This window comes from Hydrogenophaga sp. ZJX-1 (genome assembly GCF_048590325.1).
Lineage (GTDB): Bacteria > Pseudomonadota > Gammaproteobacteria > Burkholderiales > Burkholderiaceae_C > Hydrogenophaga.
Genome location: NZ_JBMBRA010000002.1, coordinates 70,589 through 82,615 on the forward strand (window position 1 = coordinate 70,589; position 12,027 = coordinate 82,615).

At 61.0% G+C, this 12,027-nt stretch carries 9 protein-coding genes, 1 pseudogene and 1 other annotated feature; all 10 genes and pseudogenes read left to right on the top strand.

The window, feature by feature from the left end; all coding sequences use genetic code 11:
- The first annotated feature begins 40 nt into the window (after positions 1-40).
- Complete coding sequence (locus ACN5W5_RS05150) at positions 41-916, top strand: alpha/beta fold hydrolase (protein ID WP_420047492.1); 876 nt, start codon at positions 41-43, stop codon at positions 914-916.
- Positions 913-1,923, top strand: coding sequence for a VOC family protein (locus ACN5W5_RS05155; RefSeq protein WP_420047493.1), 1,011 nt, complete (start codon positions 913-915; stop codon positions 1,921-1,923). Before ACN5W5_RS05150 ends, ACN5W5_RS05155 begins: the two co-directional genes overlap by 4 nt.
- Positions 1,920-3,674 carry a bifunctional 3-(3-hydroxy-phenyl)propionate/3-hydroxycinnamic acid hydroxylase gene (locus ACN5W5_RS05160; protein WP_420047494.1) on the top strand — a complete coding sequence of 585 codons (1,755 nt, stop codon included), beginning with the start codon at positions 1,920-1,922 and terminating at the stop codon, positions 3,672-3,674. The genes ACN5W5_RS05155 and ACN5W5_RS05160 overlap by 4 nt, the downstream gene beginning before the upstream one ends.
- Positions 3,675-3,836: 162 nt before the next feature.
- The gene (locus ACN5W5_RS05165; protein ID WP_420047495.1) at positions 3,837-4,616 is read left to right on the top strand and encodes a 2-keto-4-pentenoate hydratase; all 780 of its coding nucleotides are present in this window, start codon (positions 3,837-3,839) and stop codon (positions 4,614-4,616) included.
- A gap of 20 nt (positions 4,617-4,636) precedes the next feature.
- Positions 4,637-5,578: an acetaldehyde dehydrogenase (acetylating) gene (locus ACN5W5_RS05170; protein ID WP_420047496.1), complete on the top strand. Its 942-nt coding sequence runs from the start codon at positions 4,637-4,639 to the stop codon at positions 5,576-5,578.
- 11 nt (positions 5,579-5,589) lie between these two features.
- A complete protein-coding gene (dmpG, locus tag ACN5W5_RS05175) occupies positions 5,590-6,648 on the top strand; it encodes a 4-hydroxy-2-oxovalerate aldolase (RefSeq protein ID WP_420047497.1) in 1,059 nt (352 codons plus the stop codon).
- A gap of 65 nt (positions 6,649-6,713) precedes the next feature.
- On the top strand, positions 6,714-7,898 hold the full coding sequence (locus ACN5W5_RS05180) for an OmpP1/FadL family transporter (RefSeq protein WP_420047498.1): 1,185 nt from the start codon (positions 6,714-6,716) through the stop codon (positions 7,896-7,898).
- A gap of 42 nt (positions 7,899-7,940) precedes the next feature.
- Positions 7,941-9,575: a 3-(methylthio)propionyl-CoA ligase gene (locus ACN5W5_RS05185; protein WP_420047499.1), complete on the top strand. Its 1,635-nt coding sequence runs from the start codon at positions 7,941-7,943 to the stop codon at positions 9,573-9,575.
- Positions 9,576-9,682: 107 nt separating this feature from the next.
- Positions 9,683-10,912: pseudogene (locus tag ACN5W5_RS05190) on the top strand (IS3 family transposase).
- Positions 9,960-10,076, top strand: a sequence feature (AL1L pseudoknot). Its footprint overlaps the pseudogene before it by 117 nt.
- 139 nt (positions 10,913-11,051) lie before the next feature.
- Entirely contained in the window at positions 11,052-11,861 is an 810-nt protein-coding gene (locus ACN5W5_RS05195; RefSeq protein WP_420047500.1) for a hypothetical protein, read from the top strand.
- Positions 11,862-12,027 lie beyond the last annotated feature (166 nt).

The following is a 12,027-nucleotide window of genomic DNA, read 5'->3' on the forward strand; positions in this document are numbered from 1 at the left end:
TTGATCTTTTCGAAACCACACTTCCCATCCTGAGAGCCTCATGTCCGACGTTCACACAAAACCCACCTCCCGCTTCGTCAACGTCGGTACACGACAGTTGTGGCTGACCGAGCAAGGCTCCGGACCGCCGGTGCTGATGCTGCACGGTGGTGGACCCGGGGCCTCCGGAATGTCCAACTACTCCCGCAACGTCGATGCTCTGGCTCATCACTTCCGTGTGCTGGTGCCAGACATGCCCGGCTATGGCCGCTCAAGCAAGGACATCAATGCGATGGACCCATTTGGCGATATTGCATCGACCATGAGCGCGATGTTGGATGCACTTGACATCCAAAGTGCCCATGTGATCGGCAACTCGCTCGGGGGAGCGGTGGCCCTTCGGCTCGCGCTTGAGCAACCTGACAAGGTTGACCGACTCGTACTCATGGGGCCAGGTGGCGTCGGCATGGCACAAGGAAAACCAACTCCGGGTCTGCTTCGATTGCTGACCTATTACTCCGGCGAAGGCCCCACCTACGAGAAACTCAGCGAGTTCATCAAGAACGATCTGGTCTTTGACGCGAGCAGCATCAGCGAGGACATGCTACGTGAGCGCTTCGAGTCGAGTGCTGACCCGGCTGTCGTGGCCAACCCTCCGCTGCGCATGCCACAGGACACCGAGGCCTTTAAGCGCATGGACTTTCTGCTGAATCCTCACCTGGCGAACTTCGACCACCCAACACTCATCCTGTGGGGTCAAGAAGATCGAGTCAACCCGAGCTCAGCCGGACCTGCTCTACAGGCAAAACTACCGGCGGCCGACCTGTTTCTATTCAGTCGTACGGGTCATTGGGTTCAATGGGAACGAGCGGACGAGTTCAATGCGACGGTCGCGGCCTTCCTGTGTGGTGGCCAAGTGAAACAGAGCAACACATGACTGCAACCACAAATCCCCTGGCCGGCAGTCTGTTCGGTCGCATAAGTCTCGGGTATGTGGTCGCAGAGTCGCGCAAGCTCGCCGCATGGCAACGCTTCGCTGGCGAAGGGCTCGGTGTCCACACCGACATGACATCCGACGGTGCACTCGCATTGCGAATCGACGGCCATCAGAGACGCATCATTCTGCGCGATGGACCGGCTGAAAACGTTGTCGCGATTGGCTGGCAACTGCACGATGAGGCCGCGTTGCAATTGCTACTCGAACGACTCCGAGAAACGCGTATCGAAGTGCACGCCGTCAGCGGCCAAGAGGCAAGCGCGCGCGGGGTTGAGCACTTCTGGACATTCGTGGGGCCCAAACGCGTTCGCTACGAACTCTTCACCCGACCCGTGCTCGGCAACAACGCGTTGAACATGAAGGCCAGCGGCTTCGTCACCGGGAACATGGGGCTGGGGCACTTCGCAATGACGACGCGGGAACCAGAGACAACTTTGCGTTTCTTTCAAACGCTGTTTGATGCGAGGGTGTCAGACACGATAGAGGACAAGCTCAACGGAGTGACGCTGGAGCTAACGTTCATGCGCATCAATGGTCGCCATCATTCGATAGCGCTTGCTGCAACGCGAGGCCGGCGCATGAACCCGCTGCGCACCGCGATACACCATTTGAATCTGCAGGCCCTGAGCCTCGACGACGTAACCGAGGCGTATCGACGTTTGCGAGCCATGGGGGCACCGATTGCCAACGCGATCGGACAGCACCCCAACGACAAAGAGCTGTCCTTCTACGTGGAGACGCCTTCGGGCTTCGAGATTGAGCTCGGCTGGAATCCGGTCGTCGTCGACGAAACAGCAGAGGCGAGCTGGCAACCGAGCCACTACCAAGGCATCAGCCTTTGGGGCCATTTTCCGGAAAACCTGACCCTGGGTGCAAAGGTCGGACAAATGGGACGCGGCCTCGCATCACTGACAAACAAAGAGTTCACCGTGAGGCTTCCCGCATGAGCAATATCCCCTGCGACCACGACGTCGTCATAGCCGGCCTCGGCCCCACAGGATTGACGTTGGCGCACGCTCTGGGCATGCGCGGCCATCAGGTACTGGTGCTTGAACGCGAACCCAAGTTCTACGGCAACGCACGTGCAGTCTTCACGGATGCCGAGTGCATGCGCATCTTTCAGTCGCTGGGAATGGCAGATCGACTTGCCGCCGACATGTTGCAGGACGCACCTGTTCAGATGGTGCTGCCCAACGGATCGGTTCTGTTCCAGCTCAAGAACACGAATCGGGAGCATGACTGGTCATGGAGCAACTTCTTCTACCAGCCGTTTCTCGAGACCGCTCTTGCCGAGGGCCTGGATCAGTACCCAAACGTGACCGTCTTACGGGGACGTGAAGTCACGCGATTTGCCCAGGATGCTCATGGGGTCGACGTGTTTCACGCACCTAACGAGGGCACCAACTACAGCGGTGCATCGGCCAATTCCGGTTCCGAAATCGTTACTGGTGAAGCGTGTGTTCGAGCCCGATGGCTGGTGGGTGCTGACGGCGGGCGGAGCACGATCCGGACCCAACTTGGCATCGGAATGACCGGACAGAACTTTCCGAATCCTTGGCTGGTGGTTGACATCAAGGCAAAGGATGTGAGCGACGGTCTGCACCACCTGCCCTACTTCAATTTCATCTGTGACCCGGATTGCCCGACCGTCTGTTGCGTACAGCCCAATGGCCATCACCGTTTCGAGTTCATGCTGATGCCGGGGCAGACGCGCGAACAGATGACCGCCCCGGACACGGTACGACGCTACCTGTCGAAGTACATCGACGTCGACAAGTTCGAGATCCTGCGCACGCTGGTCTACACCTTCAACGCCCTGATGGCCGAGCGGTGGCGCGATGCCCGTGTGCTGCTCGCCGGAGACGCGGCGCACATGACACCGCAGTTCATCGGCCAGGGCATGAACGCGGGGGTTCGTGATGCCTACAACCTCGCCTGGAAACTGGACGCCGTATTGCGCGGTCATGCTGGCGCAGACCTCGTCGACAGCTACGGTTCTGAGCGTGCTCCACATGCCGGCGCGATGATTCGCGAAGCCATTCGCATGAAGAGCTTCGTGTCCATGACCCACCCGGTCGGCACGGTGCTGCGCAACGCGTTGACCAGACTCATGGTTCGTTTGCCCAAAGTTGGACCGTTTGTCCGCCAAGGTGACTTCATCCCAAAGCCTGTCTACAAAGCAGGAAGCTACTTCGGCATGCCGCGACGACGCTGGCGTGGCGCCGAAGGTCGACTGATGCCTCAACCGATCCTGCGCGGCCCCGATGGCCGACGTCAACGGCTTGACGAACTTTTGGGCATTGGATTCACGTTGATCGGTGCTGGCGTAGACCCGCGAAGCACACTCAATGCCAAGGCGCTGGGGTTGTGGCAATCGCTTGGCGCGAGGTTCGTCACGGTGTATCCCTTCGGCGGACGCCCCAACGGCGCTGGCGTCGACCAAACCGTTCCGGGCGGACTTGTTGAATGTGAAGACCTCAGCGGTGATTTCTTCAAGTGGTGGCGTACCGCAGGGGGGCGTCAGGGGTCCGTGGCGATCGTACGACCTGACAAATTTGTGTTCGCACTGACCTCTGGCAAGGAGCTGTCAGCTGCGACGCATGAGTTCGCCCGGCAGATGCACTGCGACCAGGCTGCCGCCGAGCGTGTTCCCGCACGTATCGATACGGCAGACAACAACTGGCTGAAAGTGGCATGAGTGCCCATCTGAATTCAACGCGACCGTCGCCGAACGCTCTGCCTGCAACATCCTGAGAACTGCGGCAGTCGCGTCTCTCCGGTTCCCACCAGGCATCTGCCTCCAGCCATCTGGGTGGAGGTGGTGCGGCACACGATCAATATTCTCCTTCCGTATTCACACATGAACCCACAAGACCAAGCTGCGCAGGCCATTCGCGCAGCGCGGGCGCAACGCTGCACGGTGCCCCGCATCTCTGAGACTCATGGCATCAGTGGCCTGGACCAGGCCTACGAGGTCGCAGAGATAAATGTTCGGACCCGATTGGCTGAACCTGGCCGCCGAGTCACCGGCCTCAAGATCGGCCTGACCAGCCGATCGGTGCAGCAACAACTTGGCGTGGACAAGCCCGACTTCGGCGTGCTGTTTGACGACATGGAAATCCTTGATGGGGACACCATCCCCATGAACCGCCTGATCCAGCCCAAGGTCGAGGCGGAGGTGGCCTTTGTCGTCGGTCACGACCTGAGCCAGGAAGCGCCTACCTGGGCGGAATTCTTGCGTTCAATGGCCTACGCGCTGCCCGCGCTGGAGATCGTCGACAGCGTGATCCAGGACTGGAAGATCACGCTGGTCGACACGGTGGCCGACAACGCGTCTTCGGCGCTGTACGTGCTGGGCAACCAGCCGGTGGACGTGGGTCGGCTGGACCTCGTTGCCCTGGGCATGCAGATGGCCATCAACGGCCAGACGGTGTCGGTGGGCACGGGCGCCGCGTGCCTGGGCCATCCGCTGCGGGCGGCCTATTGGCTGGCCCGCACCATGGCCGAACGCGGCCAGTCGCTCAAGGCCGGGCAGGTGATCCTGTCTGGCGCGCTCGGACCCATGGTCCCTCTTCAGGCCGGCGATGCGGTCCACGCATCCATGGGTGCACTGGGCAGCGTGAGCTGCCGCATGGCCTGAGCCGTCACTTCCAACACTTTATGAACCACACACTCAAAGCCGCCATCATCGGCAGCGGCAACATCGGCACGGACCTGATGATCAAGATCCTGCGCCATGGCCAACACATCCAGATGGGCGTCATGGTCGGCATCGACGCGGCCTCCGACGGCCTAGCCCGTGCCGCCCGCATGGGCGTGGCCACCACCCACGAGGGCGTGGCCGGCCTGACCCGCATGTCCGAATTCGCCGACATCGACATCGTGTTCGATGCCACCAGCGCCAGCGCCCACATCCAGAACGACGCCTTTCTGCGTGGCCTGAAACCCGGCATCCGTCTGATCGACCTGACGCCCGCGGCCATCGGCCCGTATTGCATTCCGGTGGTCAATGGCGGGGACCACCTCGATGCGCTCAACGTCAACATGGTCACCTGCGGCGGCCAGGCCACCATCCCCATGGTCGCGGCGGTCTCGCGCGTGGCCCGGGTGCACTACGGCGAGATCGTCGCCAGCATCTCCAGCAAGAGCGCCGGTCCCGGCACGCGCGCCAACATCGACGAGTTCACCGAGACCACGGCCAAGGCCATCGAGGTGGTGGGCGGTGCCGCCAAGGGCAAGGCGATCATCGTGCTCAACCCGGCCGAGCCGCCGCTGATCATGCGCGACACGGTCTACACGCTGAGCGACTTCGCCGATGAAGCCGCCATTGCCGAATCCATCGAGCGCATGGCCGCCGACGTGCAGGCCTATGTGCCTGGCTACCGCCTCAAGCAGAAGGTGCAGTTCGACCGCATCGAAGGTCTGAACATCCCGGGTGTGGGCAAGAACTTGGCCGGCCTCAAAACCTCGGTGTTCCTGGAGGTCGAAGGCGCTGCCCATTACCTGCCGGCCTACGCCGGCAACCTCGACATCATGACCAGCGCCGCGCTGCGCACCGCCGAACACATGGCCGCACGCATGCTGGCTGCCGTGGTCGTCTGAAGGAGAAGAAAATGACCACCAAGAAGATCTACATCTCCGACGTCACGCTGCGCGACGGCAGCCACGCGATCCGCCACCAGTACAGCGTGGCGCAGGCCATGCAGATCGCCAAGGCGCTGGACGACGCCAAGGTCGACTCCATTGAAGTGGCGCACGGCGATGGCTTGCAGGGCGGCAGCTTCAACTACGGCTTCGGGGCGCACACCGACATCGAGTGGATCGAAGCCGTGGCCAGCGTGGTCAAACACGCGAAGATCGCCACGCTGCTGTTGCCCGGCATCGGCACCGTGCACGACCTCAAGGCCGCCTACGACGCGGGGGCCCGCGTCGTGCGTGTGGCCACGCACTGCACCGAGGCCGACATCTCGCGCCAGCACATCGAATACGCCCGCCATCTCGGCATGGAAGCGGTGGGCTTTCTGATGATGAGCCACATGCAGACCCCTGAGGGTCTGGCCCAGCAGGCCAAACTGATGGAGAGCTATGGGGCCACGGTCTGCTACGTGGTGGACTCCGGCGGCGCGCTCAGCATGAACGACGTGCGAGAGCGTTTCCGCGCCTTCAAAGACGTGCTCAAGCCCGAAACACAAACCGGCATGCACGCCCACCACAACCTGAGCCTGGGCGTGGCCAACAGCATCGTGGCGGTGGAAGAAGGCTGCGATCGTGTGGACGCCAGCCTGGCCGGCATGGGGGCCGGGGCCGGCAACGCGCCGCTGGAGGTTTTCATCGCCGCAGCAGCACGTCTGGGCTGGAATCACGGTTGCGATCTCTACCAACTGATGGACGCGGCCGACGACATCGTGCGCCCACTGCAGGACCGGCCGGTGCGGGTGGACCGCGAGACGCTGGCGCTGGGTTACGCCGGCGTCTACAGCAGCTTCCTGCGCCACTCCGAAGTCGCCGCCAAGAAGTACGGTCTGAAGGCGGTGGACATCCTGGTCGAACTGGGTCGACGGCGCATGGTCGGGGGTCAGGAAGACATGATCGTCGACGTCGCGCTGGACCTCCTGAAGGCCAAAGAGCACGAGCGAATCCACGCGCAGCCGGTGATGAGCGAGGCGGGCTGAACGCCGCCATCGACTCGCAAACAAGATAGCCCCCCAACCCACTTTGCCACCAACGGACCACCATCATGACCAAGAAACGTCCACGTTTTACATACAGCAGCATTTGCCTCGCGGCACTGCTCGCCAGTGCACCTGCCTTCGCCATCAACGGCATCCAAATGGGTGGGTACGGTGTCAAGAACTCCGGCATGGGCGGCGCCTCAATTGCGTTGCCACTGGACGCGGAAGCCGCCGCGAACAATCCGGCTGGACTGGCGTTCTTGCCGGCTTCGTACAGCCTGGAGCTGCTCGTTTTCAACGGAGAGTCAACGGCAGACTACCTTGCGCCGGGCAACCGCCTGCAAAACAAGACCACGATCACCATTCCAAGCGGGGGTGTCATCTGGAAATACAGTGACCAGGTCACGTTTGGGCTGTCGGTGGCGGCGCAGGGCACGGGAGCTGACTACCAGCAAGCGTTGCTTCCAGTACCTGGTGCTGCACAGGGCAAGTCCTCGCTCAAGGTGGTGGAGGTCATTCCGACACTGGCGTGGAAGCCAACTCCCGAATGGTCGCTTGGCGCGTCGTTGAATATCGCTCATTCGACGCTGGATGTGAGTGGTGTCATCGTGCCAGCCCCAGTGCCGGGTGGGCTGCTCCCCTTGCCGACCCACGGGTCCCGGTCCGCCACGGGCACAGGGATACGTCTTGGCGCACTGTGGCAGACCACACCTGATCTGAACCTGGGCGTGAACTACAAGTCGCGCACCCGGATGGGCAAATTCTCCGGCTACAAAGACGATCTGCTCGCCTACAGCGATGGTCGGCTCGACCTTCCGGAGCAATACGGAGTCGGCGTGGCCTGGAATGTCAGTCAGAACATCACCGTCGCAGCCGACTGGCTGCGCATCCAATACGGCGACCTCAAAGTCATGCAGGACCCCAATGGCTTCGGTTGGCGCGACCAGACCGTGTTCAGGCTCGGTGCGTCATGGGCCGTTGATCCGAATTGGACCTTGCGTGTCGGTACAAGCAAGAGCAGGAGTCCGATCAATAGCAGTCGTGTTGCCCAGAACGTCCTGACGCCGTCGCTGTTCGACAGGACGTTCACTATTGGCGGATCCTGGTGCGCAAACAAGAAATCAGAGTTCAATGCAGCACTTGAGATCAACCCGCGCAGGTCTGTCACTGGAACCGGCGCGAGCACAGGTGCCAACCTGAGCGCCAAAGCCTACGTCCTCATGCTGGGATACCAGCATGCCTTTGACTGATGGCGTGGTGAACCAAATGACATCCAATAGAAAGCACATCTGATGAATGGACTGATGATGCAGCAGCCGCTGCTGATCTCAAACCTGCTCAAACACGCCGAGCGCCACCACGGCGAGCGCGAGATCGTCTCGCGTCGCGCTGAGGGGGACCTGCACCGGACTTCCTATGCAGAACTGGCCGTGCGCGCACGACGCCTGGCCAACGCCATCGAAGCGCACGGGATCGGCTTCGGTGATCGAGTCGCCACGCTTGCGTGGAACGGATACCGACACTTGGAGTTGTATTACGCGGTGTCGGGCTCGGGCGCGGTGCTGCACACGCTGAATCCGCGGCTGCATCCTGACCAACTGACCTGGATCATTGAGCATGCCGAGGACCGCATGCTGTGCTTCGACCTCAGCTTCCTACCACTGGTCGAGGCAATTGCTACGCGACTGCCGACAGTCAAGGCTTTTGTCCTGATGACCGATCGCGCGCACATGCCTGCCGCCAGCAAGGTGCCGAACCTGATCTGCTACGAGGAGTTGATTGAATCCCATGAGCCCACCTATGAGTGGCCGGTGTTCGATGAGAACACTGCATCGTCCCTTTGCTATACCTCGGGTACCACAGGCAACCCAAAAGGGGCGTTGTACAGCCATCGGTCGACGCTGCTCCACAGCTTTGCAGCCGCGCTGCCCGACGCGCTCAATTGCAGCGCGCAAGACGTGATCCTTCCCGTGGTGCCAATGTTCCATGTCAATGCCTGGGGGCTGCCCTACGTGGCCTGCCTGGTCGGAGCCAAGCTGGTGTTTCCCGGGCCTGCTCTGGATGGCAAGTCGCTGCACGATCTGTTCGAAGCCGAAGGTGTCACCGTTTCGGCAGGCGTACCCACGGTCTGGCAAGGACTTTTGTCCCACGTTGAGGCCCACGGACTGGCCTTCTCTACGATGCGGCGCACCATCATCGGCGGTGCTGCGTGCCCGCCGGCAATGTTGAGCTCTTTTCAGGATCGCCACGACGTCCACGTCATTCATGCCTGGGGCATGACCGAGCTGAGCCCACTGGGCACTGTGTGTGTGCTCAAGCCACATCAGCGGTCGCTGACTCCGCAGGATCGCTCCGCGTTGCAGGCCAAGCAGGGGCGCGTGGTCTTCGGCGTCGACATGAAAGTCGTAGGACCGAATGGCGATGCGCTGCCCCACGATGGCAAGACCTCAGGTGACCTGCTGGTTCGTGGTCCTTGGGTTATTTCCAGCTATTTCAAGGGTGAAGGTGGCGATCCGTGCATCAACGGTTGGTTTCACACCGGTGACGTGGCAACCATCGACGCGGACGGCTTCATGCAGATCACAGATCGATCCAAGGATGTGATCAAGTCGGGAGGAGAGTGGATCAGTTCCATCGACATTGAGAACATCGCGATGGCGCACCCCGCAGTTGCCATGGCCGCTTGCATTGCGGCCCACCATTCCAAATGGGACGAGCGACCTCTGCTGGTCGTTTCCACAAGACCAGGCGCATCCGCAACTCGAGAGCAACTGTTGAGCTTCTTCGAAGGGCGTGTTGCGAAATGGTGGATACCGGATGACGTCGTTTTCGTCGACGCAATCCCGCTTGGGGCGACTGGAAAGATCCAAAAGAACAGACTACGTGACCGGTTCAAACTCCACCGTCTCCCCACGGACGGCCCTTGATCTTTCTGGAGTTTTTATATGCTCATTGGAGTACCACCACGATTTGAATTTTCCGCCTGAATCGCCCCATGATTTGAGGAGCTTCAACACTCTGAGAGGATTGAACCATGAGCAAGTCGAACAAGTTCTCACACGAGGTGCGTGAGCGGGCGGTGAGGATGGTGCAAGAGCACCGCGGGGAGTACCCGTCGTTGTGAGCCGCCATCGAGTCCATCGCCCCTAAGATTGGCTGTGTGCCGCAGACCTTGAACGAATGGGTCAAGCGCGCTGAGGTTGATGCCGGTGTGCGTGAAGGCGTCACGACCAACGAGGCCCCGCAGCTCCTTGACCTCGTACGCGAGGTCAAGGAGCTGCGCCGGGCCAACGAGATATTGAAGCTAGCAGCGCGTTTTTCGCGCAGGCGGAGCTCGACCGCCGGCTCAGATCCTGAGGGACTTCATCGACAAGCATCGCGACACCTTCGGGGTCGAGCCGCACTGCGAGGTTTTGCAGATCGCCCCGTCGGTGTATCGACGCCATGCCGCGCTGCTGCACGAGCCCCACAAGCGCTGCGCCCGGACCCTGCGCAACGAGCTGCTGATGCCGCAGATTCAACGTGTCTGGCAGGCCAACATGCAGGTCTACGGTGCCGACAAGGTGTGGCGGCAACTGGCGCGCGAAGTCGTTGCTGTAGCCCGCTGCACGGTCAAGCGGTTGATGCGCAGCATGGAGCTGCGCGGCGTGATGCGTGGCAAGTTCGTACGAACCACCGTCGGAGATGCCAAGGACCCATGCCCGCTGGACAGCGGTCAACCGGCAGTTCCGTGTCGAGCGGCCGAACCAGTTATGGGTCAGCGACTTCACCTATGTCTCTACCTGGCAGGGCTGACTGTGCGTGGCCTTCGTCATCGACGTGTTTGCCCGTCGCATCGTGGGCTGGCGGGTGAGCAGTTCGATGCGCACGGACTTCGTGCTCGATGCGCTGGAGCTGGCGCTGTATGCCCGACAACCGGAGCGCGACGGGAACCTGGTCTGTCACTTCGACAGAGTGGCTCAGTGCGACAGCATTCGCTACACGGAGCGATTTGCCGAGGCCGGCATCGAGCCGTCCGTTGGCAGCAAGGGTGACAGCTACAACAACGTCCTGGCCAGACGATCAACGGCCTGTACAAGGCCGAGCTGATTCACCGTCGAGCGCCGTGGAGACCAAGGAGGCTGTGAAGTTCGCGACTCTGGAATGGGTGTCCTGGTTCAACCACCATCACCTGCTCGAACCCATCGGCTACATACCACCGGCAGAGGCTGAGGCAAACTACTACCGGCAACTCGCCCATCAGGCCACTGCTGTGATGGCCTGACTTGAACCAAACAGCCTCCACGAATCCCGAGGCAATTCAAAAGTGGAGGTGAAAAGCAGCTCACTCGGAAGCTCATACACTGCACCTACGTCTATCACCACTGAGCCGCGTTAGCGCTTATCGAAGAAGTTTTCAGCACATGAGCACGAACACCCGCCCCACCGGCGATTTGAAGTCCGCCGCCCCTCGTCGTGCAGGGAGACGCCCGAAGCTCGGCAGTAAGGAGATCCCACCGGGCATCAGCAAGGACGAAATCGTCCAACGGGCTGCGCTGTTGGCGCAGGAGGAGCCTTTCTCCGAGATCACAATAGCGCGACTAGGACGGGAGCTTGGGGTAGCGCCAGCCCTGATCCACTACTTCATCGGCAGCCGGGACAACCTGCTCAGCCTCGTGATCAACCAGGCGTTGATGGAGCGAGCCGAGACGTTTCCTGATTTCACAGACGATTGGCGATTCGACTTGGAGGCACTGCTGCGGCACACGATCAAAATGCAGATGCGTTGGAAGGGCATCACGACCTACATTGCGTCGCACAACAAGTACCGCCTGTTCCAGAGGGTGGAGCAAGGTGAGGAGGATTTTGGGTTGGTCTTCTTCGACCGTATGGGTCGCATCTTGCGCGCCAGTGGGCTGACGCCACAGCAGTCTGCGATGGCCTTTCACCTTTTGATGCTGTTCACCACAGCAGTCGCCAATGCTTCAGTGAATCGTCAGGAACCTGCACTTCACAAAGAGTACATCCTTGGGCATCTGGCCAAGTTCCCGCCAACTCGCTACCCCGGAGCTTCCTTCATCGGAAAGGCATTCACGACCATCGACAGTAAGAAAACCATCGATCAGGGCTTAGGGCTGCTGATCGACAGCATTGAGCACATCGGAGCAGCGCCTAAGCGAAAGGCTGCGGCAGTGCTGCCTACTGCGCGAGGCAAAGGCTCCAAGCGACTGTAGTCCACTTTGCTCTTGGAAATGGAGCGATCCTCCACCACTCGCGGTCCGGCAATGCGGCGCGACACAACGCTCGCCGGTTCAAGGTGATGTAGAACCACCTCGGGAATCGTGGCTGCGGTTGGTTTGAGTCCGGCCGTTGTTGTGGTTGCCGGCAATAGTTTGCCTC

Bases quoted from the DNA above. Each gene is read 5' to 3' on its own strand.
- ACN5W5_RS05165 (WP_420047495.1), top strand. From the start codon at position 3,837: ATGAACCCACAAGACCAAGCTGCGCAGGCCATTCGCGCAGCGCGGGCG.
- dmpG (WP_420047497.1), top strand. From the start codon at position 5,590: ATGACCACCAAGAAGATCTACATCTCCGACGTCACGCTGCGCGACGGC.
- ACN5W5_RS05180 (WP_420047498.1), top strand. From the start codon at position 6,714: ATGACCAAGAAACGTCCACGTTTTACATACAGCAGCATTTGCCTCGCG.
- ACN5W5_RS05185 (WP_420047499.1), top strand. From the start codon at position 7,941: ATGAATGGACTGATGATGCAGCAGCCGCTGCTGATCTCAAACCTGCTC.
- ACN5W5_RS05195 (WP_420047500.1), top strand. From the start codon at position 11,052: ATGAGCACGAACACCCGCCCCACCGGCGATTTGAAGTCCGCCGCCCCT.
- ACN5W5_RS05150 (WP_420047492.1), top strand. From the start codon at position 41: ATGTCCGACGTTCACACAAAACCCACCTCCCGCTTCGTCAACGTCGGT.
- ACN5W5_RS05155 (WP_420047493.1), top strand. From the start codon at position 913: ATGACTGCAACCACAAATCCCCTGGCCGGCAGTCTGTTCGGTCGCATA.
- ACN5W5_RS05160 (WP_420047494.1), top strand. From the start codon at position 1,920: ATGAGCAATATCCCCTGCGACCACGACGTCGTCATAGCCGGCCTCGGC.
- ACN5W5_RS05170 (WP_420047496.1), top strand. From the start codon at position 4,637: ATGAACCACACACTCAAAGCCGCCATCATCGGCAGCGGCAACATCGGC.